The sequence below is a fragment of the Phycicoccus sp. Soil803 genome (genome assembly GCF_001429685.1).
GTDB lineage: Bacteria > Actinomycetota > Actinomycetes > Actinomycetales > Dermatophilaceae > Pedococcus.
Window position 1 is genome coordinate 2,864,566 of the sequence record NZ_LMST01000001.1, and the last position, 26,040, is coordinate 2,890,605.

The window sequence follows — 26,040 nt, forward strand, 5'->3', positions numbered from 1 at the left end:
CTGCCCCGGTCGCCGGGCTGTGAACCGGCCCGTCAGGGGGCCGGCACGAGCTCCGGAGTCGGCAGTGCGCCCACTGGCGCCGCGACCGGCTCCTCCCGGTGCCCGTGGCGGTCCCACCAGCGGGCCAGCGGACCGGGGGCGTACCAGTTGGCCCGACCGAGCAGCCGCATCGTCGCGGGCACCAGCAGCGCCCGCACCACGGTGGCGTCGAGCAGGACGGCGACGAGCATGCCGACCCCGATCATCTTGATGAAGATGATCCCGCTGGTCGCGAAACCGCCGATGACGACGGCCAGCAGCAGGGCGGCGCTGGTGATGATCCGGCCCGACCTCTGCACCCCTGCCGCGACGGCCCGGGTGTTGTCGCCGGTGCGGTCCCACTCCTCCCGGACCCGGCTGAGCAGGAACACCTCGTAGTCCATCGACAGCCCGAACAGGATCGCCAGCATCAGGATCGGCTGCGTCACGTCGAGGTAGCCGGGCGAGGTGAACCCGAGCAGGCCGGACAGGTGACCATCCTGGAAGATCCAGGTGACGACCCCGAACGACGCCGCGATCGACACCGCGTTCATCACGATCGCCTTGAGGGGCAGCACGATCGAGCCGAAGGCGACGAAGAGCAGGACGAGCATGACCACCGCGACGGTCAGGGCCATCCACGGGAGGCGGTCGCCGATCGAGTCGATCAGGTCGACGGCATCGGCCGTGGGCCCGCCCATCAGCGCGGTGCTGCCCGGCGGGGTCTCGACGGCCCGGATGCCCTTGACGACGTCCTGGCTGGCCGAGGTCTGGGAGTTCCCCTTCCAGGTCGCCTGCAGGAGGGTGAGCGGGGAGCCGTCGACGGCCTTGCTGGCCACCGCCTGCGCCTGGGTGACGCCGTCGACGCCGTGCAGCCGGCTGACGTAGGCCGCCGTGGCCGCCTCGTCCGCCCCGCGCAGCATGATCGACGCCGTTGAGGTCTCCCCACCGAACAGCTCCGCCTGGAGGTCAGCGGCCTGGCGGCTGGGCGAGCTCACCGGCAGGACCCGCTCGTCCACGCTCCCCCACGTCGCCCCGAGGAACGGGCTGCCGAGGGCGAGGAGGCCGATCACGATGACGACGAGGTAGGCGACCGGGCGGCGCATCACGCTGTGCGCGACCCGGGCCCACGCGCCGTGGACGACCTCGTGGTCGGTCCCGTGCAGCTCGTCCGGCGTGCGGGCGTCGCTGAGCCGGGCGCGGGAGCCGCGGCGCCACGGCATACGACCGAACTCGATGCGCGGACCCAGCACGCCCAGCAGCGCGGGGAGCACGGTCAGGGCCGCGACCATCGCGACGAGGACGGCTGCCATGCCGCCGTAGCCCATCGAGCGCAGGAAGTTCTGGGGGAAGAGCAGCAGGGAGGCCAGCGAGGCGGCCACGATCAGCCCCGAGAACAGGACCGTGCGCCCGGCCGTGGTCATGGTGCGGACCACCGCGGCCCGCACGCTCTCCCGAGAGGTGTCCGGCGCGACCGCGAGCTCCTCCCGGAACCTGCTGACGACGAAGAGCGCGTAGTCGATCGCCAGGCCCATGCCGAGCAGCGTGATGACGTTGATCGAGAAGATCGACACGTCGGTGACGCCGGTGATCAGCCGGACCACCGCAAACGCGCCCATCACGGCGATGCCGCCGACGAGGGTGGGCATCAGGGCCGAGACCAGGCTGCCGAAGATGAGCAGGCTGAGCAGGAAGACGATCGGCAGCGAGATCGACTCGGCGCGGGCGATGTCCTTGGAGACCTGCTCGTTGACGTCGCCGAAGACCGCCCAGCGACCGCCGACGCTGGTGCTGAGGCCGGGCGCGGACAGGTCGTCCTTGACGGCGTCCCAGTCGGCGCTCTTCTCGTCCTGGGTGGCGCCGGCCAGCGTGATGATGACGCGGGTGGCGTGCCCGTCGGTGCTGACCAGGCCCGGGGACTGGGTGGCGTACCAGGTGACCGTGCCCGCAACGTCGCTCGCGGGCAGCGCGGCGAGCGTGTCGGTCACGGCCTTCTGGAAGGCGGTGTCCGACACCTTCAGCGTCGGGCTGGAGTAGACGACCACGAGGTCGGTCTCGCGGCCCGGGAAGGTCGCCTGCTCGAGGGCGAGCTCCTTGGCCGAGTCGGTGGCCGGGTCGTCGAACCCGCCGTTGGAGAGGCTGCCGAACACCCCGATCCCGTATGCCGCGGCCACCAGGACCACGGCCAGCCCACCGAGGAGGACGGCCCAGGACCGCCGAGCGACGAACTGACCCCATGTCTTCATGCTGACCACGCCTTCATCTGGATCCCGTCCTTGCTACTCCACGTCACGGATGTTTACGCCAGTAACAGTGATGGGTGTAAACTCAAATGTCAAGGGTTAATCCGATCGTCCATGGTTAACTCTTCGTGACCCGCGATGGTGGGTCCCTACGAACGGGAGAGACGGCGGATGACGGCGGTTCCAACGCGGCGCGAGCGCCAGCGGCAGGCGACGTTCGACGAGATCGTCGACGTGTCGCGGCGACTCCTGCGCACCGGCGAGGACGTCTCGATCCGGGCCGTGGCCCAGGAGATGGGGCTCACTCCCCCGGCGCTGTACCGCTACGTCGACAGCCACGCCGAGCTGCTCACCCTCGTCGCGAGGTCGATCTTCGAGGACGTGGTCGACGCGATGACGGTGGCGCGTGACGACCAGGCGGCGGACGACCCGTCGGCGCAGGTGGTCGCGGCGTCCGCGGCGTTCCGGGCGTGGGCGCTGCGCCACCGCCCGGAGTTCCAGATGGTCTTCGCGTCGGGCCACGCGATGCACTCGGACGAGGCGCTCAGCGCCAAGAAGACCGCGCCGATGACCTCGCTCGCCGACTGCCTCCCCGAGGACTCGGGGGTGCACCTGTTCGCGGCGTTCTTCAGCGAGATCTTCGGACGGCTCTGGGTGAAGTACCAGTTCGCCGTACCGTCCGACGACGAGCTCGACCCCGAGCTCCTTGAGATCCTGCGCAGCGAGCTCAAGCCGGACGAGGTGACCCACGGACTCGGGTCACCCACACCGGGGATGGTCTGGATGTTCGAACGCGCCTGGGCCCGGCTCTACGGCACGGTGACGCTCGAGGTGTTCGGGCACGTGCACCCCGGGATGATCAGCACCGGGGCGTTGTTCACCGCGACCCTGCTCGACATCGGCGCCGACCTCAACATCAGTGACGAGTGGCCCCGGCTGCAAGCCGTGGCTCGGGCCGAGGCGGAGCGCGTCCCCACCTCTGCCTGACCGCCGGAATCGCCCGCGAACGCTCAGCCGAGAACGGACGGCCAGCGAACCGTCGCTCAGGCGGGGCGCTGGCGCTCGAAGGTCACGAGCACGCCCTCGGTGCCACCCGGACCGATCCGGCCCTTCACCTCGACGGCCGTCACGGACTTCACCTGCCAGCCCTTGCCGGCCCACTCGTTGAGGACCTTCTCCAGCTTGTCCGCCGACATCTTGCCGCCGATCAGGCCTTCGCGGACCTGGACCACCTTGTACTCGTACATGGCCGCAGCCTAGGGCCCGCGGTCACCAGCCCGCCGGGTCTCCGGCGCCGAGGTCGGCGCGCTTTGCTCAGCTGGCCCTGGTGAGCGGCTCGGGGAGGGCTTCGACGCCATCGGGTGAGGCGAGGTAGAAGCCGAGCAGCCGCACCCCGTGGCGCCGGCACGCCTCGACGGTCTCCTGGTGCCAGGCGCGGTCGTTGTCGGTGGGTAGCAGCCCACGCCGCCGGCCGCGCCCGACCAGCACCGCACCGTGGGCCTCGCCGATCATCGGCAGCAGCAGGTCGAGCAGCGTGCGCAGCTCGGCGGCCGGCGCGTCGGGTGGTAGGTCGGACAGCACGATCGGCTGCACCCCGCGGTCTGCCTCGTCGCACAGCATCAGCGCCAGGGCGCCGCCGCGACGTTGCTCGAGATCGAGGATCAGGTCGATCACGTCGGACTGGATGACGTTGTCAGTCAACGGAATCGAGCGGGCGTCGGGCGGAAGGTCGTGGTAGCTCATGGCCTGATGCTGCCGCACCCGAGGCCCTCGCCCCGAAGTTATCCCCAGCCGGTCAGCGGATGCGGCGCAGGCGTCAGCAGCGAGCACTCGGTCGCGCCTCTCGTGCGACACGTGCCGACGTCGGTCGCCCGCGCTAGCGTGCCAACCGTGACCCTGGACGAGATCGACGAGTACGCCACGTCGCTGGCTGGGTGCAAGCGCAAGGGCCACCCCGGGCGGGTCGCGTGGTACGTCGACGACCGCCTCGTCGTCCGGCAGGACGAGCCGGGGACGGTGCTGGTGAGGGTGGGGTTCGAGGACCGCGAACGGCTGCTGGACGACCACCCCGACACGTTCGGGTTGCCGCCCCGCTGGGAGAAGCACATGAAGGTGCAGGCCGACCTCGACGGCGATCCCGACGCGATCCGCACGGCGATCCGGTTGGCCTGGGCGATGCAAAAGCGCTGATCACCCCGTGTGTGCCGGGTGCAGGTGGTCTGTTCAGCCGACCAGAATCTCCCCGAACTCACCCTGTTCGGTCAGCTTCGCCTCAGACGAACGGAGGGGGTGCTCGCCAATGCGAGGCTGGTCGCCAGAAGCCGCTCATAGCGTCCTCCTCGTGGACAGCAACCTCGTCACCCCAGACCGCACGGCCGGTGCGCACCTCTTCAGGTGCGTGTGCGGCACGTCCCTCGACGAGGGCGTGCACCGCACCTGCACTGGCGACGCAGCCGTCCAGCACAGCGCCCGGGTCGAGGACAACGCGAACCAGCTCCTCAACCGGCTGCGCGCGATCGTGCTCATGGGGACCCTCGACGGCGAGCTCCGGCCGCTGTCCGTCTGACCCGACCGGGCCACCCGGCCAGGTCGCGCCCCTGGTGGTTCAGTGCGACACCAGGCGGGCGTGGGCCGTCTTGACGGTGAGGTCCTCGGGGGTCCCGCGGATGGTCACGTCTCCCGGGATGTCGATCCACTGGCCGCCGTTCACGCGGAACTGGCCGGAGTAGGTGACATCCGCCCGGACGGTGAAGTCGCCGGCGCGGGTGTAGGTCCTGGTGATGTCGCCCTCCGGGTAGGGACCACCGAGTGAGGTGGTCGCACCACTCGTGGAACCGTCGCCGTAGTCGTAGGTGATGCTCTTGACCCTCGGCCGGATCTCGACCCGGAACCCCGCCATGCGCGCCGGGTCGACCTGGTCGATCTCCCCCGGCTGGTACCCGCCCTGCGGCCAGCTGGTCTGGAAGTAGGTGGGCAGCGTGACCAGGGTGACGTTGCCGCGGGGCTGCACGTCGAGGGTGGGTCTGGCGAAGTCCGTGTCGTGGAAGGCGGCAAGCACCATGGCCATCGTCACCCGCGGTCGGACCGGGCCGGGCGCATCCTCGGGGAAACAGGTTGAGCCGTACTGGACCCAGGGGCCGGTGGGCGCCCCGGCGGCGTTCACCGGTCGACGGAACAAGCGCACACTCGGTCCCAGCCCCTGCTCCGGCGTGTTCCCAGCACAGGCCAACGCCGCATCCCTGCAGAGGTCGTCAGTGTTGGCAGAATCCGGGCTGTTGTTTCCGCAGTCCGCGACGGATGCGTACTCGAAGCGCGGCCCCGCCTTGGAGGCGGCTGCGGCCGCCCGAATCTGCTTCAACTCGATGCGATCCTTGAAGGTGAGGCGCGTCCCTCCCGGCAGAGTCGAGCCGCCCATTCCGGCCACCGCTGGCACTGCGCCGAGGAGGATGACGACCACACAGGTGGTCAGGCTGCCTATTACCCGATGTCGTACATGCGCCATGACGTCTCCTTCCAGATAACTCCGGCCGTGCGGGCCAAAGACTCTTTCGGGTCCGTCAGCACCACCTTGCCTGCCGAGTCAACGACGTTGACCTTGTGCTGAGTCATGAACAGTCGCACGTACTGCTGACCTTTCGGCGCCCCATCGAACGCGGCCACTCTGGTCACCGTCACCGGGCTGCTCTCGTAGTGCTGACCATCGCGGACCAGCGCCACGGCCGTCTTCTGAATCTCCTTGCAGGAGAGGCACCCAGAGTCGCTCCATGGCGGAAGCAGGGTTGCATTCGGCTCTACCCATGCCCGGTTGGCTGTCTCCATGTAGAACTTCACGAAGGCTTCGGCTCCGGCCTTGGTGTGGACTCTGGCCGCTTCGGGGATCTGGACCGCTCCGGGGGCCGTGGTGGTGGAGGTCGTCGTGGTCGGTGGGGAGGAGCTGGCTGGCGGACGGGTCGTCGCACCGGTGGCCGCCGTGCCGTTGCCGGTCGCGGGTGGGTCGGCTGCCCCACCGGTGCAACCTGCCAGCGCACCCAACCCGCACGCGACGAGCAGGCTGAGCGCCGCGGCATACCCGTGCTTGGAACTCACTCGTGGACTCCCCCTCCCGACCACTCAGTCAACTCGAACGCAGGCCAGTGTAGGCAAACTCGCGCATCCGAACTCTCGTTGTCCACACCCTTGGACGCCCAGCGGCCGCCACAATGACGACATGGCGTACGACGAGCGGGTGGCACAGCGGATCCGGGACCTGGTGGTCGGGGACCTCGACGTGACCGAGAAGAAGATGTTCGGCGGGCTGGCCTTCCTGGTCAACGGCAACATGTCGGTGGCCGCGAGCAGCAAGGGCGGACTGATGGTGCGGCTCGACGAGGACGAGGCGGAGCAGCTGCTCGAGCGGGACGCGGTGCGGCCGTTCGAGATGCGCGGCAAGGCGATGAAGGGGTGGCTGCGCGTCGACGACGCAGGGTTCGAGGGCGACGACGACCTGCGCGAGTGGGTCGAGCGAAGCGTGGAGTACGCCCGGACCCTGCCGCACAAGTAGGCAGGGCCAGGAGGACGCCCCGAGGGGGCGCGAGGCTTGCGGACCACCTGTCGGCCGTTCGGACGTAAGTGCACGGAAGCGGCATACCGACCACGAGGGATGGTCCAGACTCCTCGGGTCCTCGACACTGAGGTCGAGCGGCCAGGGGCGTGAGCAAGGAGTGGGCGGGGTGCGGGACAGCGACGGGATCAAGGTGGTCTCGGTGCCGGACGGCTCGGTGTGCCGGTGCGGCGAGCAGATGGGTGCGGGCGAGCGCGCCGGGTTCGACCCCGTGCGGGACGAGGTCATCTGCCTGCACTGCCTCGCTGACCGGCGCGCCGGGCGTCCCCAGGTGCTCCAGCGCCGCCAGCCGGCGCCAGCACCGGTCCCGGCGCACTACCCCGGCGCCTGGGTCCCGCCGCGGCCCACCCCCCGACGGTCCGGCACCCCGGGCACCCTCACCACCGTGCTGGTCGCCGCCATCGTGGTCGCACTGGTGGGCGGCGCGGTCGTGTTCCGGGCCGTGGGGTTGGCCCCTCGCACTGCGACGAGGGCGTACGACGACCCCACCGCCTACGTCTTCATGAACACGACCTCACGCGGGGCGCCGGTGACGTGGGACCCGTGCCTGCCCATCGAGCTCGTCGTGAACAGCGCCGCGGCGCCCAAGGGGTCCGACACCCTGCTGGCCGAGGCGGTCGAACGCGTCAACGCGGCGAGCGGCCTGCGGCTGCACGTCGCCGGCCCCACGACCCAGGTCCCGAGGCCGGCGAAGAGCGCCCGCGACCTGACCAACGGGCTGCCGGGCAGTGCTCGCGCACCGGTGCTCATCGCCTGGACCACGCCGGAGGTGGTGCCGGGCCTCAAGGGTTCCATCGTCGGACTGGGCGGACCGGTGCACCGCTTCGGGAACACCCTCGACCGGGAGAAGTACGTCGGCGGCTCGGTCGACCTCGACGGGCCGCAGCTCGCCGAGATCCTGCAGCGTCCCAACGGGCACGCCCGGGCGCGCGCCGTCGTCATGCACGAGCTGGCGCACCTGGTCGGCCTGACCCACGTGGACAACCCGACGCAGGTGATGGTCGCCAGCAACGGCACGGCCACGGAGTTCGGGAGGGGCGACCTCGCGGGCCTGGCCGCGCTGGGGTCAGGCGGGTGCCCCTACGACGTCACGCCGGACGCGCCCTGAGCCGCGCCGATCCTCTCGCAGGTCCGTCGCGGAGCTCGTTGGTCAGTGCGGCTGGTGTCGACGCTGCTGCGCCCCGCCCTGGTTGGCGAGGAGACGACGGCCGAACCGCACGACGGTCCAGCACCACCAGCGGTCGATGTCCCTGGCCGCCAGGTCGGCGCGCCACTCCCAGTAACCGCACAGCTGCACGAGCTCGGCGTCGTTGAGCGACAAGCAGATGTCGACGAAGGAGCCGTGCCGCCCGATCGTCGGGTCGACGAACGGCGGCCCCTCGTAGATCACCCAGGTGTCACCCGAATCGATCCTGTCCACCTCAGCCATGACCTGATGGTGCTCCTGCCGGACGAGACGCGCCTCCGTCGATCGATGGAGAACGCTCTCGCGCGGATGCTCGGGTCAGGCGCCGGGCACCCCTCCGACGAACCGGCCGAGCGCCTCGTCCCAGTGCGCCTTGTCGCCGCGCGGGTCACCGGCGATGCCACGGCCCTCGTGGTAGACCTCGACCCGCGTCGAGTCGCCGTCGGGATGGAGCTGGACGTCGAGCATGCTCAGCGGCCCGTCGTCGTGCGGGTGCCAAGTCACGCGCACCTGCTCGACGGGGTGGATGCTGCGCACCACGCCGTACGAACCGTCGGACGCGCGCCACGGCTCGCCCTTGTTGCCGATCCGCGCGCCGTCGCCGAGGAGCGCCTCGGTGCCGGCGGGACTGACCAGGTGCTGCCAGACCTGGGTGGGCGGCGCCGAGACCGCGTGGCTGGCGTGCACGCCAGCCTCCAGGTCGTCGACGTCGTCGTCCGTCAGCGTGTCGACCTCACTGCTCATGTGCAGACCTCCGTCCGAGCTGGCCGCGCCCCGGGTGGGCGTGACCCACACCCGACAGTCGACCGCGTGTGGCCCCGCACGGCAACCCCTCGACGCATCATTTCTCGGGGTTGCCGTGCAAAGTTCCGGGCGCGGTCAGTGCTGGGCGATGACGGTCTTCCAGCCGTAGTCGTAGGCGAAGCCGGTCGGGAAGTTGTCGTCGGTGGCGCTGGAGTCGAACACGCAGAACTGCACCCAGGCGGCGCCGTTGGCGAGCGTGCCCGAGACGTAGGGCGCCCCGAACGGGTGGTCGACGAGCTTCACCGTGAAGCGGTTGACGTGCCACCGGCCGTCGCACTGGATCGTCTGCCCAGCAGGGTCGTTCGCGTACTGGTAGTTGGTGTCGTACCAGGCGTCCGACAGCATGCCGGAGCCCTCCGCGGTGGGGTCGGCGCCGCCTTGCTTGATCGAGGCCCAGAGGTGGGTGCCGGTCTCGCCACCCCAGCAGCGGAACTTCGCCTGGATGTACGCGTCGCTGCCGTTGGCGACGACCTGCTGGCCGACCCAGGCGATCTCGGGTGCGGGCAGCTCCGCCGCGGAGGCGGAGCTGGCGGGGATGGTGATGGCAGCGGCCAGTGCCAGTACGGCGGCGGCTGCGACGCGGGCAGGTCTCATAGGTGTCTCCTCGGGCCTCGTGTCGTCCAGCGGGCTGGGTGTCAGCCCTCGGCCGACGCTAGGCGCGGTCGTCGGCGCCCGGCTCCCACGCATGGGTGACCGTGCCTGCGACGGATGCCTGAGGCGCCCGGGGTATGCCGCGTGGGCACCACGCGGCATACCTTGCCTCGAGCGGCTCAGCCGGCCGTCACGGTGGTGAGGGGCGCGCCGCTCGCGAGGATGGCGGACGTGAGGGCCTTGGCCGGTTCGGCGGGGGCGCTGCGGTTCGTGAGCAGGACGAGGTCGAGGTGCGGCAGCTTGGGCAGTCCGACCGTCGACGGCACCTCCACGAGGTCGGCCGGCATGAGGGTCCGGGCCATCACGGCGACCCCGAGCCCCGCGCGGACAGCTGCGAGCACGCCGTTGACCCCGCGGACCGTGCAGGTGATCCGGCTGCGTCGATCGACCTTCTCGAGGGCCTGCACGCTGACCGCGCGGCTCAGGCTCGGCGCCTGGTAGACGACCAGCGGGACCGGCTGCTCCGGGTCGATCCGGGTAGAGCTGATGCCGCACCAGACCAGCTGGTCGCGCCGGACGAGCTGCCCGCGGGAGGTCCGCGCAGCGTCGGCGCCGCGCTTCACGAACGCGACGTCGAGGTGGCCCGACTCGATCCGCCGCACCAGGGACTCGTTCTGGAGGACCGCGAGCTCGAGGTCGATCCGCGGGTAGAGCTGGCGGAAGTCGCGCAGGATGCGCGGCAGCGGCGTGAGGGCGAGGTCGTCGGTGACCCCGAACCGCAGCCGCCCTTGCAGGTGGGAGCCGGTGAAGTAGCCGACCGCGCGCTCCTGCGCGGCGAGGATGTCGCGGGCGAACGCCGCCATCGCCTCGCCGTCGGACGTCAGGGCGACGCTCCGGGTGTCGCGGACGAACAGCGGCCGCCCCACCGCGTCCTCGAGGCGACGCACGTGCTGGCTGACCGTCGGCTGACGCAGCCCCAGGGTCTCGCCGGCTCGGGTGAAGCTCAGCGACTGGGCGACGGCGACGAACGTGCGCAGCAGCTCGGGGTCGTACACGGCACTGGTCCTCTCGACGACGTGTCATTGCGAGTTGTCATTGCGATGCTGCATGACACTTATACGACTGATTCTGGATGAGAATACTGCGCCGCGCCGTTGACCGGGCGAGACTGGACCTCGTGCGGCCAGCCTGACCGCACCCGATCCCCGCCACCGACTCCACCCGACCACGACGCTACCTTCCCGGGACGACCCTTGAGCTCCACCGACGCTGCCTCTGTCCGCATCTCCACACCACTACTCCCCCAACACTTCTCGCGCACCTTCCCCTCCCTCGCCAACCGCAACTTCCGGTTGCTGCTGTCCGGTCTGCTGCTCTCGGGCACCGGCGGGTGGGTCCAGCGCATCGCCCAGGACTGGCTCGTCCTGACGATGACCGACAGCCCGACCGCGGTCGGTGTGGTCACGGCGTTCCAGTTCGCGCCCACCCTGCTGTTCGGGCTGCACGCCGGCCTGCTGGCCGACCGGCTGCCGAAGCGCCAGCTGCTCCTCGGCACGCAGGTCTCGATGATGCTGACCGCGACCGCCCTGGCCGTGCTGACCCTCAGCGGCCGGGTCGAGGTCTGGCACGTCTTCCTGCTGGCCGCCGTCCTCGGGACGGTCGCGGCGCTCGACAACCCGGTGCGCCAGTCGTTCGTCTCCGAGGTGGTCGACGGCCCGCACCTCGCGAACGCCATCAGCCTCGTCTCCTGCACCTTCCAGATCGGGGCGATGGCCGGGCCGGTCCTCGGCGGCCTCCTGATGAGCACGGTCGGTGCCGGCTGGGCCTTCGTCGTCAACGCGATGTCCTTCGTGGGACCCGTCGCCGCGATGCTGTGCATGCGAGGCACGCCGACCCGAGCGGAGGTCCGCGCCGCCCGCCGTGCGGCTGCCGCGCGCTTGGGCGCGAGTGGTCGCACCCCCGGGGTCCGGGCCGGGCTGTCGTATGCCGTGCACACCCCGAGCGTCCTGTGGCCCGTCGTCATGGTCGGCGCCTTCGGCTTCTTCACGATCAGCCTGCCGGTGACGCTCGCCGCCTACGCCAAGGACGTGTTCCACTCCGGGGCCTCGGGGCTGGGTCTGCTCAACGGTGTCGTCGCGCTGGGCGCCCTCGCGGGCGCGCTGACCACGGCGCGTCGTCGGCAGCAGCCGCGGCTGCGCACGGTCGGGGTCGCCGGCTCGACGCTGGCCGCAGCCCTGCTCGTGACGGCGGCCGCACCGGGACAGGAGGTCTTCACGATCCTTCTGGTCACGGTCGGCGCGGCCAACCTCGGCTTCCTCACGTCGGCGCAGTCCCTGGTCCAGCTCGCAGCCGTCGACCACCTGCGTGGCCGCGTCGTCGGGCTCTACCTGCTGGTCTTCATCGGCAGCGGCGCGGTGGGCGGACCGGTGGTGGGGTGGTTGGCCGAGACCTACGGCGCCCGCACCGCCCTGCTCGCGTCCGGGGCGGTCCCGGCGGTCGTCACGCTCCTGGTGTGCCGGCACCTCGCCCGGGCCGCATCGCTGCGGCTCGGTCTCACCTCGGTGGCGATCCACCTCCCCCGCCCGTCCCTGCTCCCGCGCCCCTAGTCCGTCCCTGCTCCCGCGCCCCTAGTCCGGCCCTGCTCCCCGGGGCCCTGGCTTCGACGTCACCGTCACGAGGCCGGCTGGGAGCAGCCAGTCCCCGCCGACCCCGGGGCTCACGAAGGAGCCCACTGAGCCGACAGCGCCCCCGGGGGTGCGGCACCCGGAGCGGCTGGGTCGACGGGGACAGCTGGCGCGGCCGCAGCGTCAGGCCGAGATCGCGTGCTGCTGGCGGTCGCCTGAGCTGATCTCGATCTTGCGTGGCTTGGCCTGCTCGGCCACCGGGATGGTCAGCCGGAGCACGCCGTCGACGTACGCCGCCTCCACACGGTCGACGTCGAGGGTGTCGCCGAGGAACAGCTGCCGGCTGAACACCCCGCGCGGACGCTCGCTGGCGATGGTGTCGACGTCGTCGCCGAGCCGCTGGCGCTCGGCCTTGACGGTGAGCACGTTGCGCTCGACGTCGAGGTCGATCGAACCGGGGTCGATGCCCGGGAGGTCGAACTCGACGACGAAGGTGTCGCCCTCGCGCCACGCATCCATGGGCATCACGGTGGGACGAGCCATCGTCCCGAAGACCTGCTGGGCCAGCTGGTCCAGCTCGCGGAACTGGTCAGTCCGCATCAGCATCACAATCACCTCCAAGGATGAGGGCCTATTTCCTTCCCTGACTGCGTCTTCTAGAATCTCAGTCATGGCTTATAGATTTTGTAAATCGACAAGTGCCGTTTTGTCAAGCGCTCGAGTGAGGCAGTCGTGACGGAGCAACCGCAGCCGTCGAGCCGTCCGCTGTACGCGATCTCGGTCGCGGCCGAGCTCGTCGGCCTGCCCGTCCCCACCCTGCGTCTCTACGAGGAGAAGGGTCTGGTGACTCCCGAGCGCACCGAGGGCGGGACCCGCCGCTACAGCGACGCAGACCTGGCCCGCATCGCCCGGGTCAGTGAGCTGGTCGACTCCGGGGTGACCCTCGCCGCGGTCGCCATGGTGCTCGACCTGCAGGACGACAACGCGGACCTCAGCCACCGCAACCGTGGTCTCAGGCGTCGCAACACCCAGCTGCAGGAGGACAACGCACGCCTGCGTCGGCAGCACGACCAACCCTGACTGTCACAGCCGGGCGAGCTGTCTTGTCTGAGTTGGTGCAGGACATCACCGAGGATCGAGTCGAGATCGAAAGACGAGGGAGAACCATGAAGGTGTTCGTCGCAGGAGCCACCGGAGCCATCGGCCAGCAGCTCGTGCCGTTGCTGGTGCGGGCGGGCCACGAGGTCACGGGGATGACGCGGAGTGCGTCCAAGCAGCAGCTGCTCCGCGACCTGGGTGCCGAGCCGGTCGTGGCCGACGCCCTCGACGCCGACCAGGTCGCCGAAGCGGTCGGGCGGGCGCAGCCGGACGTGATCGTCCACCAGCTGACCTCGATCGGCCCACTGGACCTGCGCCACTTCGACCAGGCGTTCGCGATGACCAACCGGCTCCGGCGCGAGGGCACCGACCACCTGCTCTCGGCCGGTCAGGCCGTCGGGGTGAGGCGGTTCGTCGCGCAGAGCTTCTTCGCGGCATACGAACGCGTCGGCGGACTGGTGAAGACCGAAGAGGACACGTTCGGCGTCGGGGCGGCCAAGGAGATGCGCCAGACGGTCGCGGCCATCAAGCACGTCGAGGACGCAGTCCTCGCGGCCACCTGGACCGAGGGGATCGTGCTGCGCTATGGCGGTTTCTACGGGCCCGGCACCTCGCTCGGACCCGACGGGGAGCAGACCGACGCCGTGCGGCGGCGCAAGTTCCCGGTCGTGGGCAACGGCGATGCGGTGTGGTCGTTCATCCACATCGCCGACGCTGCCGAGGCGACCGTCGCGGCGATCGACCACGGTCACCGCGGGGTCTACAACGTCGTCGACGACGAACCCGCGAAGGTCGCCGAGTGGCTGCCCGTCCTGGCGCGTACGTTGGGGGCGAAGGAGCCGATGCACGTGCCGCGATTCGTGGGACGGTTGCTGACCGGGGAGATCGGAGTGGCGATGATGACCGAGCTGCGCGGCGCCTCGAACGCCAAGGCCAAGCGCGAGCTCGGCTGGGAGCCCTCGCACCCGAGCTGGCGACAAGGGTTCGCCGAGCTGACCTCCACCGAACGGGTGCGGACGTGACCGACGGCCCCCTGACGGATCGCGAGGAGCTGCTCGACGAGCTGCGCCCGACGTCGTTCGCGATCGCCTACCGGATGCTCGGCAGCGTCTCCGAGGCCGAGGACGTCGTGCAGGAGGCGCTGCTGCGGGTGCACCAGTCGCTCGACGCCGGCGAGGAGATCGCGTCGCCGCGCGCGTTCGTCGCCACCATCACCACCCGGCTGGCGATCAACGAGCTGAAGTCGGCCCGTGCCCGCCGCGAGCGCTACGTCGGCGAGTGGCTGCCCGAACCCATCATCACCGACGGTTCGGGTGCGCCCGACGACCCGGCGCGGCAGGCCGAGACCGCCGACTCGCTGTCGCTGGCGATGCTGGTGCTGCTCGAGAGCCTCTCCCCCGAACAACGCGCGGTGCTGTTGCTGCACGACGTGTTCGGCTACGGGTACTCCGAGATCACCGACATCGTCGGCAAGACCGAGGACAACGTCCGCCAGCTCGCCAGCCGCGCCCGTCAGCACGTCAAGACGCGTCGGCCGCGGTTCGCCACCACGCGTGAGCAGCAGCGCGAGCTGGCGTCGCGCTTCTTCGCCGCCGCCCACGACGGCGACCTCGCCGCGCTCGAGTCGCTGCTCGCCCATGACGTGGAGCTGACCGGCGACGGAGGCGGCAAGGTGCCTGCCCTGGCCCGGTCGCTGCGCGGCCGCACCCGAGTCGCGCACACCCTGGGCAACTGGCTGCGGGCGCTGGCGCGGTTCCCGCAGGTGTCGATGCGGCCGGTCGAGATCAACGGCGGGCCCGGCGCGATCTACGTCGACGACCAGGACCGCGTGCTCGGGGTGTGGTCGCTCGACATCACCGACGGCGAGATCACCGGGATCCGCTCGATCGTCAACCCCGACAAGCTCGCCCACCTCGGCGAGGTCGGCGACGTGGTGGCGATCATCCAGTCCGCTCGCTGAGCCAGCGGCGCGGGGTATGCCGCGTAGTCACCACGCGGCATACCCCGCCACGGCGGTCACTGGTGCGTCACACCTGGCAAAGCGTGGACCCGCGTTGGATCGGGACCGCGTCAGCGGCGCATCGCGTTGGCTAGGGGCCGCGTCAGCATTGACGTCAGGACTCACAGCCCACCCCGTCGCCATCGCGGTCGAGCGCAGGACCGTGCGCCTGCCGCGCCCAAACCATCGCAGGGGGCCGCCCGCCCTACCGCACCATGGTGAGGAAGCCGACCCGCAGCAACCGTCCACCGGGAACCCAACCCACCCAGCGCGGGGCTCAGGAGCTGGCCGCGGCAGCAATGGCCACCGCCATGGCGCGGGCCTTGTCGTCGGAGATCCCGAGCTTGGTCGTGGCGACAACAACGACCGTGTCGGCCCTCGCGCGCACCGGTTTGGGGCCTCGGCTGATCCACTGCCCTGACGCCACCGATGCCTTGGTGGCGGGTCGGTAGGTCGAGTCATACGCCCCGCCGAAGACCACCCGCTTCTGTTTGACCGAGGTGGTGAGTTCCACGTCGTAGGCAGCGTGGTCGTCTGTCATGACGATGCTCACGAGCTCCGTACCCGCGTCGTCGAGGCGCGTTCCCCACGCGCAGCCCTGCCTCGTGGCGATCGGCTTGACCGTGCGGTGGATGATCGACTTGATCTCAGCAGCCGTGGCATCGGAGCAGTCCGGCGGTCCCAGCGGTGTGGCTGACACAGTCGCGGCCGGGCGCTTGGTGGCGGTGCCCTTCTTCGCCGCGCTCGTGAGGTCTCGAGTGGGTGCGCCGGTTGCGAAAGGCGCCGCCGACGAGGTGGCCCCACTTCCGGGTCGAGCGTCATATATCCCGCCGAAGATGACCGGCAGGCGTGGCAGGCGCGTGAGACACAACGACACAGCCACACAGAGCAGCGCCAACCGGCCAAGCACCGAAACGGCTCGCCTGCTGCGACGCGGACGTGACCGAGGAGGGCGAGCAGCGCGAGGAGCTCGTGATCGGACGGCCCGACCTCGGCTCTTTGCGCCACCCATCGCGGAAAGGAGCGCGAGGTCGGTGGTCGTGGAGGGAAACTCCGTGATCACTCTCGTCGCCAGTGCTGCCAGCCGGTCCGACGGGATCACCAGATCACGAGCGCGCAGCCATCCGGACAAGGCTGCGACTGGGACGACCCAGACCCCACGGACCAGACGCGGGTCACCGAAGTCGTCAGCGCGTGTGCCGGCGAGACACAGCACGGGGACCACGGCGGCATCACTCTCGGCGGCCATGTACGCGGCCATACCGTGCACCTTCTTCAGCTCGGCCGCGAGGCTGGCCGTCTCCCGGACTCCGTCACGCGTTCGGTGCTGGAACAGTCCGCCCTCGTGCTCGGTCACCGTGCCGGCGCGGTTCTTCGCATCGATCAGGTAGACGCCCCCAGGGCCGATGGCAATGTGGTCGAGGTTCGCCTCTGACCGTCCCGGGCGCAGGAGCCGGTCATGGACGACGACCCACCTGCCCGGCAGATCCTCGAGCGCTGCTGCGACCCGACGTTCGCCCTCGGCACCCGCGGCCCATGCGCCGGCCTCGTCGATCAGTCGCTTGGCGTGCTCGTCAGCGCTTCCCCCTGCATTTCCCACGGACAGATGGTGTCGCGGCAGGCACCCAGGCGCGGTCGCTTTGGTGCACATTCACCCATTCGGGCCATCGTCCACGCAGCACACCATGGCCGAGACATGCTTCGCGCCCCGCCGGTCCGGGCGGGGTGTGGAGCGGGGTCATCGTTGCGGCGGCGGTTCGCCTTCGCGCGTGCGGGGGTCGGCGCTATCCGCTCCGTGATCCCCAGGAGGCTGGGCGCTGCGCCACTGCGCGAGCTGGACGTCGTAGGACCCCGGCGTCAGGTCCCACCTCACGAACGGGCCGCTCGATCCCTCGACGACTTCGCCGGCGTAGCGGTTGGTGTGCACGACGGTGTGGTGCCGCTGGCACAGCAGCGCGCCATGGTTGGTGTCGGTGGGACCGCCGTCGGCCCAGTGCAGGAGGTGGTGGGCGTCGCACCAGCTCGCGGGTCTGGTGCACCCCGGGAAGGTGCAGTGTCGATCCCGCAGCCAGAGATGGCGGATCTGCGCACGGTTGAACAGCCGCTCGGCCCGACCTTGCTCGAGGATCTCGCCGTGGGCGCCGAGCACGGCCGGGATGACCTGGGCGTCACACGCCAGGCGCCGCACCGTCTCGATGGGCAGCGGCTCGCCGCCGATCGTGAGTCCGGCACCACGAGACAGCTGCTGGAGCTCGTCGAGCTTGATCGTGACCAGGAGGCTGGTCTTGGCCTGACGCGGCACGCCCTCCGGGGCGCCCACCGCTCGCCGCACCAGATCGAGCATGGCGTCCGCCCGTCGCGCACCCGGAGTGCGTGGGTCGTAGTCGCCGGTCTCCGGATCCTTCTGGGGCTTGGCCAGCGCATCGACGGCGGCGTCGACGATCGCGGCGCCCTCGTCATCGAGCAGCAGGGTGTAGCGCCACATGCCGAGCGCGCCCTTCGACTTGTCCAACGAGCGGTGCGCGCGTCGAACCTCGGCCTCGTGCTCCACCAGCTGGTCAGGTCGAAGCAGGTCGGCCGTGCGGCGGATCGCGATCGCGAGCGTCTTCTCCGGCATCCCGTCATGGCCTCGCGCTCCCCAGAGCAGCTCGGCGGTGGCGTCTTCCAGGTGCTGCGGATCGGCCAGCCCACGCGCCCCGCGGTGGAACCGCACGAGCATCGCCGCCTTGGCCACGGGAAGAGCATCGGTGGCGCCCGGATCTGTCCCCGCCGCCACGGCCTCCCGGACCTGCTCCAGGCGAGGCTCGTCGGCCGCCGTGGCGACCGTGTCGAGGTCGGCCAACAACCGCGTGCCCAGGCCCGGCGCCTTCATCCGAGCCCAGTCCTGAGGACCCCAACCTTCGCGGACCCCCAGCCCCCGAGACCTGGCCTCAGTCACCATCGCCGCCAGCTGGGCCTCGACGCTCCCGTGCAGCTGACCCATGGTGGTCAGCGCCTCCTCGAGCTCGGCGTCGGACAGCGCCCACAGCCGCTCCGGCTGAGCACCCGCCAAGGCGTCGCTCGCGTCGTGGGCGGCAGTCAGCACCGGCCGGTCGGGACCGAGTCCGCCGGCTGACGCGCTGTCGGGTGCGAGTGCCATGGAACAACCGTAGACCGGACCACTGACAGCCGAACGCGAGGCAGGGGAAGCGAATTCCGTTACACCACAGTCAGATTCACGACGGATGCGACCGCGTGTGACGTCTGTGAACCAGTGATGCGATATCGCGCCGATACGGCGCCGTATCGGCATCAGTTGTCCACAGGACACCAGTCAGGCGACCTCCAAGGCGGCCTCCAAACCGACCTCCAACGCCACCTCCAAGGCGACCTCCACCGACCGACTTCAGACCTCCGGTCTGGACAGATGCGTTAGTGACGACTAACGTATTTGGCGTTGTGACTGACCCACTCTCCGCCGCCGCCGAGCCGAGCCGCCGCCGGATCCTGCAGCTCCTGGCCCGAGGGCCACGGGGCGTCACGGACCTGGCCGGCGAGTTCACGGTGACCAGGTCCGCGATCAGCCAGCACCTCCTGGTGCTCGCCGATGCCGGCCTCGTGGAGGCGGAGAAGGTCGGGCGCACGCGGATCTACCGGGTCGTGCCGACCGGGCTGCAGCAGCTGCAGGCCGAGATCGACCGGTTCTGGACCTCCGAACTCGACCAGCTCGTCGCCGACGCGCATCGCCTGAAGGGAACACCATGAGCTTCACCAAGTCCGTTGTCCTGCCCGTCTCCCCCGACGAGGCGTTCGCCCTCGTCACCGAGCCGGAGCGGCTGCGTCGCTGGCAGACCGTGACGGCGACCGTCGACCTCCGGGCCGGCGGGTCCTACCGCTGGACCGTCACCCCGGGCCACGTCGCGGAAGGCACCTACCGCGAGGTCGAGCCCGGCCGTCGCGTGGTGTTCGGCTGGGGCTGGGACGAGAACCCGGAGCTCCCCAAGGACGCCTCCACCGTGACGATCACCATCGAGCCGGTCGCCGAGGGCTCCCAGGTCACGCTCGTGCACGAAGGGCTCACCGAGGAGCAGGCCGCGATGCACGCCGAAGGCTGGGACCACTTCTTCGAGCGGCTCGAGCGCCTTGCCACCACCGGCGACGCCGGTCAGGACGAGTGGGCGTGGGCACCCGAAAGCCTCACCCCGCTGGTGGCCGCCGAGGCAGCCCTGGCCGCCATCCAGCCGGTGCTGCGGGCCCTCACCCCCGAGGACCAGCCCAAGCCCACCCCCTGCGCCGACTTCACCGCCCACCAGCTCGCCGTGCACCTGCTGGATTCGCTGGTCCGGCTCGGCGGGATGGCCGGCGCCTCGCTGACCGTCCCCGAGCAGGGTTCGCTGGAGGACAAGATCTCCACCCTCACCGGCCAGGCGATCACCGCGTGGCGGGCAGTCGACCTCGACGGCACCCTCGCCACCCCCCGTGGCGACGCCCCGGCCGCGTTCCTCGCCAGCATCCTGCCGCTGGAGCTGCTGCTGCACGGCTGGGACCTCGCCCAGGCCTCGGGCCAGAAGCTCAACGTCTCCGACGAGGTCGTCACCTACATCCACCACCTGACCCGCGACGTCATCGCCCAGGGCCGGGGCCGCTCCTTCGCCGACGAGGTCACCGCCGGCGCCGACAGTGACGCGGTCGAGCGCTTCGCCGCCTATGCCGGCCGCGCCCCCATCCCCGCCTGAGCGAGCCGCGCCCCCCTCCGCCTGAGCGCACCACGCGTCACGGTCTGACCTCATCGCCAGTCCCAAACAGGACAGCGCCCCACCCACGACAGCGCCCCACCCACCAAGGAGATCCCGTCATGAGCAAGTTCCTCTTCATCTATCACGCGCCCACCACGCCCGCCGAGAACACCCCCACCGACCCCGCCGAGATGGAAGCCGTCATGGGTCAGTGGATGGAGTGGGCCGGGCGCGTCGGTGAGGGCATGGTCGACTTCGGCACGCCCCTGGCCGACGGCGTGCGCGTCACCCCCGAGGGCAGCTCGCCGGCGACGAGTGACGTCGTGGGCTACAGCATCATCGAGGCCGCAGACCAGCAGGCAGCGCTCGCGCTGGCCGAGGGTCACCCGCACCTGAACATGCCCGGCGGGTGCACGATCGAGATCCACGCCGCCCAGCCCGTCCCCGGTATGTGACCGAGCGGGCGCGACGCCGGTCCGCGCCCGCCACACCGCGCCCGCGCAAAACGGAGCGGTATGCCGCGTGGTCGCCACGCGGCATACCGCTCCGTCAGTCCCGGGTGGCTCAGCCCTTCTGCAGCTGGGCCACGTGCAGGGTCACCATCCGCCCGCCGACACTGTCGGAGTCGAGCGTGTCGGGGTCGGAGACGGCGTAGTTGCCCACGACGTCGAAGGTGTAGGTGCCCGCCGAGGTCACCGGCACCTGGACGGTCGCCGTGCCGGCACCTGCGGTGAAGGACTCGGTCGAGGTGCCGATGACGGCACCCGACGGGTCCTTGACCGTGACCGTGTAGCTGGTGCCGTTGATGCCGACGGCAGCCAGCGACGGGTGGGACAGCGAGACCTTCAGCGACGTGACGCCCGCGCCCACCGGTGCGGTGTAGGTGTGGCTGTCCGTGCCGCCGACCGTCGCGCGCGGGCTGTCGTAGGTCCAGAAGTCACCGCGGGCGACCTTCCAGCCGTCAGCCGACAGGACCCGCGCGTCGGCCTGGGTGCTTGCCCTGGCCAGGTCCTTGGCCCAGCTGCGACTGCTGACCAGGGCGACGGCCTTGTCGAGGTTCGCGTAGCCGTAGCCGATCTGCCAGAACGGCAACGTGCCGGTGTCGTCGTCGTTCGAGACCGGGCTGGCGGTCGCCTGGAGCGCGAGCCGGACCTGGTCGGGCGTGAGCGCCGGGTTGGCCTGCTTGAGCACGGCCGCTGCCCCGGCGATGTGCGGGGAGGCCATCGACGTGCCGGAGGCGGTGGTGTTCTCACCGGGCGGGCACGGACCGACCACGGTGCCGGTGGTGTCGCACGTCGAGGAGATGTCGACGCCCGGCGCCGTCACGTCCGGGTGCACGAGCCCGATCCGGTCGCCCGTGTAGACGGTGTGGCCACCGGCCGTGATGCCGGTCGGCTGGGAGTTGTCGTGGGTGAGCCCGTTCGAGGAGAAGTCGCCGCGGTGCCGGTCCACCGAACCGGCCGCCACCGAGATGACCCACGGAGACTGGCTGAACGGGTTGAGGCTGAGCTCGGCGTCTTCGGAGCCGGAGTTGCCGGCCGCGAAGACGACGGTGACGCCCTGGTCCACCACGGCCTTGGTCGCCACGGCCACCGGGTCGCGCGGGTCGTACTGCCGGTAGGAGTTGCCCCAGCTGTTGTTGACGACGTCGATGCCGAGCAGGTCGGGCTGGTCGAGCATGTAGTCGTAGGCGGTGACGACAGCGGTCGTGAACAGCACCGCACCGATCGCGAAGCAGGCCAGGTCCGCATCCGGGGCGACGCCGTAGCGCGAGCCGTCGGTGACCGAGCTGGAGTCGGCGGCTATGATCCCGGCGACGTGGGTGCCGTGTCCCGAGCCGAGGTCGGTGTTCGAGTACGGCCCCTGGTCCGCCGGCACGACGAGCGTCGTCGACGAGTCGGCCGGGAGGTTGGCGTACTCACCACTGACGAGGGAGACGTTGTGCTTCACCCGCTGGGCGAGGTCGGGATGGGTTGCGTCGCAACCGGAGTCGACGACACCGACCGTGACGCCCTTGCCGGTGAGCCCCTTGGCCCGAAGCGCGGCGCCGCCCATCGCGTCGGAGGAGGTCGTGTCGAGCAGGTCGATGCTCTCGTCGGGGTACACGTCGTTCGCCACGCCCGTGGTGACCGCCGAGCGGAACTGCGCCACCGTGCCACTGACCAGCGCGAGCGGGAGCCGCTTCATGGGCTGGACCGTGAGGCCGAGGGCCTTGAGGGCGGTCACCTGCGTCGCCGTGGGGGTGCCGTCGAAGGTCGCGATCGCGCGTCCAGTCGGCGTGCCGTTGTCGAGCAGCCGGGCCAGGCCCGGCGTGTCCCCGGCGAGCGCTGCCGCGGCAGCGTCTCCCGGACTGAGGGTGACGGTCGTCGCGGAGGCCGCGCCGGCGGCATACCCGCCGGTGATGATGAGGGCGAGGGCTGTCGCGCCGGTGAGCGCGGCTGTGGTCGCGCGGTGGGACGTGCGAAGCATGGTTCCTCCACGGAGCAGTAGGTGCCCTGCCTCAACGCGACGCGGGTGCTCCGGGTTACGCGGCCGCCGCGAAACCGGCGGCGACCCTCAGCGGGCACGACCGGCGGCCAGCCACGCAAACAGAGGGGGTATGCCGCGTGGTGACCACGCGGCATACCCCTCGGCTGTGGTGCTGGGTCAGGCGACGCGCTCCTGCGGCGACGTCTCCTTGGTCTTGCCGGGGTCGCGCTCGACGATGTCGCCGAGGACGTCGTCGATCCTGGCCATCAGCGCGGGCTCGAGCTTCACGCCGGCGGCCTTGACGTTCTCGTGCACCTGCTCGGGACGCGAGGCGCCGACGAGTGCGGCGGCGACGTTGTCGTTCTGGAGGACCCAGGCGACGGCGAGCTGCGCCATGGTCAGGCCGACCTCGTCGGCGACCGGCTTGAGGCCCTGCACGCGGGTGAGCACGTCGTCGTTCATGAAGCGGCTGATCATGTCGGCGCCGCCCTTCTCGTCAGCGGCGCGCGAACCCTCCGGCGGCTTCTGGCCGGGCTGGTACTTGCCGGTCAGCACGCCCTGCGCGATCGGGCTCCACACGATCTGGCTGACGCCGAGCTCGCGAGACGTCGGCACGACGTCGTCCTCGATGACGCGCCACAGCATGGAGTACTGCGGCTGGCTCGAGATGAGCTGGATGTTGAGCTCCTTGGCCAGCGCGACGCCGTCACGGATCTGCTCGGCGGTCCACTCGCTGACGCCGATGTAGAGCGCCTTGCCCTGGCGGACGACGTCGGCGAACGCCGTCATCGTCTCCTCGAGCGGCGTCTCGGTGTCGTAGCGGTGCGCCTGGTAGAGGTCGACGTAGTCGGTCTGGAGGCGCTGCAGCGAGCCGTTGATCGACTCCATGATGTGCTTGCGCGACAGGCCGGTGTCGTTCTTCCCACCCGGCCCGGTCGGCCAGTAGACCTTGGTGAAGATCTCCAGGCTCTCGCGCCGCTCGCCCTTGAGGGCCTCGCCGAGCACGGTCTCCGCCTTGGTGTTGGCGTAGACGTCGGCGGTGTCGAACGTGCTGATGCCCGCATCGAGCGCAGCGGCAACGCACTGCGCGGCGACGTCGTTCTCCACCTGCGAGCCGTGCGTCAGCCAGTTGCCGTAGGTGATCTCCGAGATCTTGAGTCCGCTGTTGCCCAGGTATCGATAGTCCATGCTTCAACCGTATGCCGCGCCGCTGACACGTGCCGCGCGGGGTGGAGCTCGGTCGCCAGACTGCGCCCGAAGGGCTAGTGGGCGGGTTGGAGCTCCGCGCCCTCCGTCTCCTCGGCGGCCGGCGTCGCGCGGTCGAGGTCGGCGTCGCGCTTGGCGAGCGCGCTCGGCCACCACATCCGTCCGCGGACGTCGAGGTTGAGCGCGGTCACGAGCACCGAGCGGACGACCAGCGTGTCGAGCAGGACACCGAGCGCCACGGCGATCCCGATCTCGGCGAAGGTCACCACCGGCAGCGTCCCGAGCACCGCGAACGTGCCCGCGAGGACCAGGCCGGCCGAGGTGATCACGCCACCGGTGGCCGCGAGGCCCACGAGCGCACCGCGGCGGGTGCCGATCTCCTTGGCCTCCTCGTGCACTCGGGTCATGAGGAAGATGTTGTAGTCGATCCCCAAGGCCACCAGGAACACGAAGACGAAGAGTGGCAGCGACGAGTCCGCTCCGGCGAAGCCCAACACGTGCCGGAAGATCAGCGCCGACAGACCCATGGCTGCGCCGTAGGAGAGCACGACGGTCGCCACCAGGATCAGCGGGGCGGTGAGGGCGCGCAGCAGCAGGATCAGGATGAGCAGCACCACGCCGAGGATGAGCGGGATGATCCGCACGTTGTCATCGGCGGAGGCGCGCAGCGTGTCGGCTCGCGTAGCGGTGTCACCACCGGCGATGGCATTGGCTCCCGGGATCGCGGCGATGTCGTCACGGATCCGGTCGACGGTCGCGGTCGCCGCGTCGGAGTCGGGGGCGTCGGTGAGGGTGGCCATGATCAGCGACCGCCCACCCTTGGTCACCGGGTCGGCGACCGTAGACACACCCTTGACCGTCTCGAGCTTGGTCTTCACCGAGGCTGCCTTGTCGGCGTTGGCGAGCACCATCACCGGTGAGCCGGTGCCGGCCGGGAAGTGCCGGGCCACGACCTGCTCCCCCCCGATCGAGTCGGGGGTGCCGTAGTAGACGTCCTTGTTCTCGAGGCCGGTCGCGTTGAGCTGCAGGATGCCCAGCGACGCGATGGCCAGCAGCAGCGACGTGACGACCCAGGTGCGGCGGGGAGCCTTGGCGATCCGGCGTCCGATCCCGGCCCAGAACCCGTCGCGGGTGTGGTCGACCGACCCATAGGTCGGGCGCACCGGCCAGAAGATCCACCGGCCGCAGACGACCAGGAGCGCGGGCAGCAGGGTCAACATCACGAGCAGCCCGACGGCGACGCCGATGGCGGCGACCGGGCCGAGGCCCTTGGTCGAGTTCATCGTGGCGAAGAGCAGGCACAGCATGCCGGCGATGACGGTCGCGCCCGAGGCGAGGATGGCCGGGCCGGCGCGGTGCAGCGCGAACGCCATCGCCTCGTGCCGGTCCTCGTGCCGCCTGAGCTCTTCTCGATATCTCGCGACGAGCAGCAGGGCGTAGTCGGTCCCCGCGCCGAAGACGATGACGGTGAGGATGCCGGAGCTCTGGGCGTTGACCGTGAGCGTGTCGCCCTTGGCCAGGAAGTAGATGACTGCCTGGGCGACGAAGAGTGCGGTGCCGGCCGAGATCACCGGGATCAGCCACAGGACCGGGCTGCGGTAGGTCAGCAGCAGGATGACGATGACGACGGCCATCGCGGAGTAGAGCAGCTTGCCGTCGATGCCGGAGAACGCCTCGGACGAGTCAGCGGCATAGCCCACCGGCCCGGTGACGTGCATGGACAAGCCATCCGGGCGCTGGTCGGCCACGGCGCGCAGGTCCTTGACCGTGTCACCGAGGGTGTCCCAGCCGCCCTCCCCCGCGTCGACGGGCACGATGACCTGCAACGCCTTGCCGTCCTGCGACGGGATCGGGCCGACCGTCTCGCTCTTGACCGGTTCGAGCGCGTTGAACTTCGCGACCTGCGCGGCGACGGCCTGCTGGTCCTGCTGCGTGACGCCGGCCGGGCGCTCGTAGACGATGACCGCCGGGAACTCGTTCTTGCTCTGGAACGCCTCGATCTGCTTGACCACCTGGGTCGACTGCGCGTCAGCGGGCAGCCAGGCGACGGCCTCGTTGTTGAGGACGCCCTGCAGCTTGCCGGCCGGGCTGAACGCCGCGGCGAGGATCGCCAGCCAGAACACGACGACGAACCACTTGGTGACCTTGCTCGACGGGAACCAGGCGAAGCGCCCCACGTCTGCCATGCGTGTCTGTGCCATCGTCTGTCCCTCACCTCGAGTTGGTCGCACCTCCTGCCCGGCGACGTTGTCATCCACCGTAGGCCGCGGTTGCTTTGACGGACAACGAATTTCGCGCGAGTTGGGCGCGGGTTCAGGGGTCGTTCAGGGGTGACCCTGAGGAGGGTTCGGGCAAATCAGGGCGTATGCCGCGCAGCTCAGCACTGGACGCGGGACCCTGCGTCGAGCACCCGACTGACTAGCTTTATAGTTTGTTACTTGGCTGCCTTTATGGCATGTTCTGTGGCAGAGATGGCCACGACTTAGG

At 70.3% G+C, this 26,040-nt stretch carries 28 protein-coding genes; 12 read left to right on the forward strand and 16 right to left on the reverse strand.

Annotated elements, in window-relative coordinates; all coding sequences use genetic code 11:
- Positions 1 to 32: 32 nt before the first annotated feature.
- The gene (locus ASG95_RS13145) at positions 33 to 2,264 is read right to left on the reverse strand and encodes an efflux RND transporter permease subunit (RefSeq protein ID WP_057378911.1); all 2,232 of its coding nucleotides are present in this window, start codon (positions 2,262 to 2,264) and stop codon (positions 33 to 35) included.
- 168 nt (positions 2,265 to 2,432) lie between these two features.
- Here ASG95_RS13145 and ASG95_RS13150 point away from each other — a divergent pair, with 168 nt between their 5' ends.
- Positions 2,433 to 3,248 carry a TetR/AcrR family transcriptional regulator gene (locus ASG95_RS13150; RefSeq protein ID WP_057377749.1) on the forward strand — a complete coding sequence of 272 codons (816 nt, stop codon included), beginning with the start codon at positions 2,433 to 2,435 and terminating at the stop codon, positions 3,246 to 3,248.
- A gap of 56 nt (positions 3,249 to 3,304) precedes the next feature.
- On the opposite strand, the gene ASG95_RS13155 is transcribed toward ASG95_RS13150, so the two are convergent.
- Complete coding sequence (locus ASG95_RS13155; protein WP_057377750.1) at positions 3,305 to 3,508, reverse strand: DUF4177 domain-containing protein; 204 nt, start codon at positions 3,506 to 3,508, stop codon at positions 3,305 to 3,307.
- 67 nt (positions 3,509 to 3,575) lie between these two features.
- On the reverse strand, positions 3,576 to 4,004 hold the full coding sequence (locus ASG95_RS13160; RefSeq protein WP_057377751.1) for a hypothetical protein: 429 nt from the start codon (positions 4,002 to 4,004) through the stop codon (positions 3,576 to 3,578).
- Positions 4,005 to 4,151: 147 nt separating this feature from the next.
- On the opposite strand from ASG95_RS13160, the gene ASG95_RS13165 reads away from it, so the two are divergent.
- Positions 4,152 to 4,451: a hypothetical protein gene (locus ASG95_RS13165; RefSeq protein WP_057377752.1), complete on the forward strand. Its 300-nt coding sequence runs from the start codon at positions 4,152 to 4,154 to the stop codon at positions 4,449 to 4,451.
- 151 nt (positions 4,452 to 4,602) lie between these two features.
- Positions 4,603 to 4,827, forward strand: a complete 225-nt coding sequence (locus tag ASG95_RS13170) for a hypothetical protein (protein WP_057377753.1) — start codon at positions 4,603 to 4,605, stop codon at positions 4,825 to 4,827.
- A 39-nt stretch (positions 4,828 to 4,866) separates the two neighbouring features.
- On the opposite strand, the gene ASG95_RS13175 is transcribed toward ASG95_RS13170, so the two are convergent.
- Together ASG95_RS13175 and ASG95_RS22080 are read right to left on the reverse strand one after the other, a co-directional pair.
- Positions 4,867 to 5,424, reverse strand: coding sequence for a hypothetical protein (locus ASG95_RS13175; RefSeq protein ID WP_157582043.1), 558 nt, complete (start codon positions 5,422 to 5,424; stop codon positions 4,867 to 4,869).
- Between the two features lie 314 nt (positions 5,425 to 5,738).
- Positions 5,739 to 6,347, reverse strand: a complete 609-nt coding sequence (locus ASG95_RS22080) for a DUF6318 family protein (RefSeq protein WP_157582046.1) — start codon at positions 6,345 to 6,347, stop codon at positions 5,739 to 5,741.
- A 121-nt stretch (positions 6,348 to 6,468) separates the two neighbouring features.
- On the opposite strand from ASG95_RS22080, the gene ASG95_RS13185 reads away from it, so the two are divergent.
- Positions 6,469 to 6,801: a TfoX/Sxy family protein gene (locus tag ASG95_RS13185; protein WP_057377756.1), complete on the forward strand. Its 333-nt coding sequence runs from the start codon at positions 6,469 to 6,471 to the stop codon at positions 6,799 to 6,801.
- Positions 6,802 to 6,970: 169 nt separating this feature from the next.
- A complete protein-coding gene (locus ASG95_RS13190; RefSeq protein WP_057377757.1) occupies positions 6,971 to 7,969 on the forward strand; it encodes a hypothetical protein in 999 nt (332 codons plus the stop codon).
- A gap of 42 nt (positions 7,970 to 8,011) precedes the next feature.
- Here the strand turns inward: ASG95_RS13190 and ASG95_RS13195 are convergent, their stop codons facing one another.
- From ASG95_RS13195 to ASG95_RS13210, 4 genes are all read right to left on the reverse strand, one after another.
- Complete coding sequence (locus ASG95_RS13195; RefSeq protein WP_057377758.1) at positions 8,012 to 8,290, reverse strand: hypothetical protein; 279 nt, start codon at positions 8,288 to 8,290, stop codon at positions 8,012 to 8,014.
- 75 nt (positions 8,291 to 8,365) lie between these two features.
- The gene (locus ASG95_RS13200) at positions 8,366 to 8,791 is read right to left on the reverse strand and encodes an SRPBCC domain-containing protein (protein WP_057377759.1); all 426 of its coding nucleotides are present in this window, start codon (positions 8,789 to 8,791) and stop codon (positions 8,366 to 8,368) included.
- Between the two features lie 135 nt (positions 8,792 to 8,926).
- Positions 8,927 to 9,445, reverse strand: coding sequence for a hypothetical protein (locus ASG95_RS13205; protein ID WP_056920638.1), 519 nt, complete (start codon positions 9,443 to 9,445; stop codon positions 8,927 to 8,929).
- Positions 9,446 to 9,621: 176 nt separating this feature from the next.
- Positions 9,622 to 10,497 (reverse strand): LysR substrate-binding domain-containing protein, encoded by an 876-nt coding sequence (locus ASG95_RS13210; protein ID WP_057377760.1) that lies wholly within the window; start codon positions 10,495 to 10,497, stop codon positions 9,622 to 9,624.
- Positions 10,498 to 10,695: 198 nt separating this feature from the next.
- Between ASG95_RS13210 and ASG95_RS13215 the strand changes: the two genes are divergently transcribed.
- On the forward strand, positions 10,696 to 12,048 hold the full coding sequence (locus ASG95_RS13215; RefSeq protein WP_057377761.1) for an MFS transporter: 1,353 nt from the start codon (positions 10,696 to 10,698) through the stop codon (positions 12,046 to 12,048).
- A 201-nt stretch (positions 12,049 to 12,249) separates the two neighbouring features.
- Here the strand turns inward: ASG95_RS13215 and ASG95_RS13220 are convergent, their stop codons facing one another.
- Positions 12,250 to 12,672, reverse strand: a complete 423-nt coding sequence (locus tag ASG95_RS13220; protein WP_057377762.1) for an Hsp20/alpha crystallin family protein — start codon at positions 12,670 to 12,672, stop codon at positions 12,250 to 12,252.
- A 126-nt stretch (positions 12,673 to 12,798) separates the two neighbouring features.
- Between ASG95_RS13220 and ASG95_RS13225 the strand changes: the two genes are divergently transcribed.
- From ASG95_RS13225 to sigJ, 3 genes are all read left to right on the forward strand, one after another.
- Positions 12,799 to 13,146 carry a MerR family transcriptional regulator gene (locus tag ASG95_RS13225; protein WP_057377763.1) on the forward strand — a complete coding sequence of 116 codons (348 nt, stop codon included), beginning with the start codon at positions 12,799 to 12,801 and terminating at the stop codon, positions 13,144 to 13,146.
- 86 nt (positions 13,147 to 13,232) lie between these two features.
- Positions 13,233 to 14,186 (forward strand): NAD(P)-dependent oxidoreductase, encoded by a 954-nt coding sequence (locus ASG95_RS13230; protein ID WP_057377764.1) that lies wholly within the window; start codon positions 13,233 to 13,235, stop codon positions 14,184 to 14,186.
- Positions 14,183 to 15,124 (forward strand): RNA polymerase sigma factor SigJ, encoded by a 942-nt coding sequence (gene sigJ, locus ASG95_RS13235; protein WP_235543860.1) that lies wholly within the window; start codon positions 14,183 to 14,185, stop codon positions 15,122 to 15,124. The genes ASG95_RS13230 and sigJ overlap by 4 nt, the downstream gene beginning before the upstream one ends.
- 154 nt (positions 15,125 to 15,278) lie before the next feature.
- Here sigJ and ASG95_RS22440 read toward each other — a convergent pair whose 3' ends face one another.
- The 3 genes from ASG95_RS22440 to ASG95_RS13245 all read right to left on the reverse strand — a co-directional run bounded on the left by ASG95_RS22440 (position 15,279) and on the right by ASG95_RS13245 (position 18,302).
- Complete coding sequence (locus ASG95_RS22440) at positions 15,279 to 15,350, reverse strand: excalibur calcium-binding domain-containing protein (RefSeq protein WP_082593203.1); 72 nt, start codon at positions 15,348 to 15,350, stop codon at positions 15,279 to 15,281.
- 90 nt (positions 15,351 to 15,440) lie between these two features.
- On the reverse strand, positions 15,441 to 16,763 hold the full coding sequence (locus ASG95_RS13240; protein ID WP_057377765.1) for a nuclease-related domain-containing protein: 1,323 nt from the start codon (positions 16,761 to 16,763) through the stop codon (positions 15,441 to 15,443).
- A 138-nt stretch (positions 16,764 to 16,901) separates the two neighbouring features.
- Complete coding sequence (locus ASG95_RS13245; RefSeq protein WP_057377766.1) at positions 16,902 to 18,302, reverse strand: HNH endonuclease signature motif containing protein; 1,401 nt, start codon at positions 18,300 to 18,302, stop codon at positions 16,902 to 16,904.
- A gap of 299 nt (positions 18,303 to 18,601) precedes the next feature.
- Here ASG95_RS13245 and ASG95_RS13250 point away from each other — a divergent pair, with 299 nt between their 5' ends.
- The 3 genes from ASG95_RS13250 to ASG95_RS13260 all read left to right on the forward strand — a co-directional run bounded on the left by ASG95_RS13250 (position 18,602) and on the right by ASG95_RS13260 (position 20,333).
- Complete coding sequence (locus ASG95_RS13250; protein ID WP_056920631.1) at positions 18,602 to 18,907, forward strand: helix-turn-helix transcriptional regulator; 306 nt, start codon at positions 18,602 to 18,604, stop codon at positions 18,905 to 18,907.
- Positions 18,904 to 19,878, forward strand: a complete 975-nt coding sequence (locus ASG95_RS13255) for a TIGR03086 family metal-binding protein (protein ID WP_057377767.1) — start codon at positions 18,904 to 18,906, stop codon at positions 19,876 to 19,878. Before ASG95_RS13250 ends, ASG95_RS13255 begins: the two co-directional genes overlap by 4 nt.
- A 119-nt stretch (positions 19,879 to 19,997) precedes the next feature.
- Positions 19,998 to 20,333, forward strand: coding sequence for a hypothetical protein (locus ASG95_RS13260; RefSeq protein ID WP_057377768.1), 336 nt, complete (start codon positions 19,998 to 20,000; stop codon positions 20,331 to 20,333).
- Between the two features lie 109 nt (positions 20,334 to 20,442).
- Here ASG95_RS13260 and ASG95_RS13265 read toward each other — a convergent pair whose 3' ends face one another.
- The 3 genes from ASG95_RS13265 to ASG95_RS13275 all read right to left on the reverse strand — a co-directional run bounded on the left by ASG95_RS13265 (position 20,443) and on the right by ASG95_RS13275 (position 25,754).
- Positions 20,443 to 22,347 (reverse strand): S8 family serine peptidase, encoded by a 1,905-nt coding sequence (locus ASG95_RS13265; RefSeq protein WP_057377769.1) that lies wholly within the window; start codon positions 22,345 to 22,347, stop codon positions 20,443 to 20,445.
- 177 nt (positions 22,348 to 22,524) lie between these two features.
- On the reverse strand, positions 22,525 to 23,535 hold the full coding sequence (locus ASG95_RS13270) for an aldo/keto reductase family protein (protein ID WP_057377770.1): 1,011 nt from the start codon (positions 23,533 to 23,535) through the stop codon (positions 22,525 to 22,527).
- A gap of 74 nt (positions 23,536 to 23,609) precedes the next feature.
- Entirely contained in the window at positions 23,610 to 25,754 is a 2,145-nt protein-coding gene (locus ASG95_RS13275; protein WP_235543862.1) for an MMPL family transporter, read from the reverse strand.
- Positions 25,755 to 26,040: the final 286 nt, after the last annotated feature.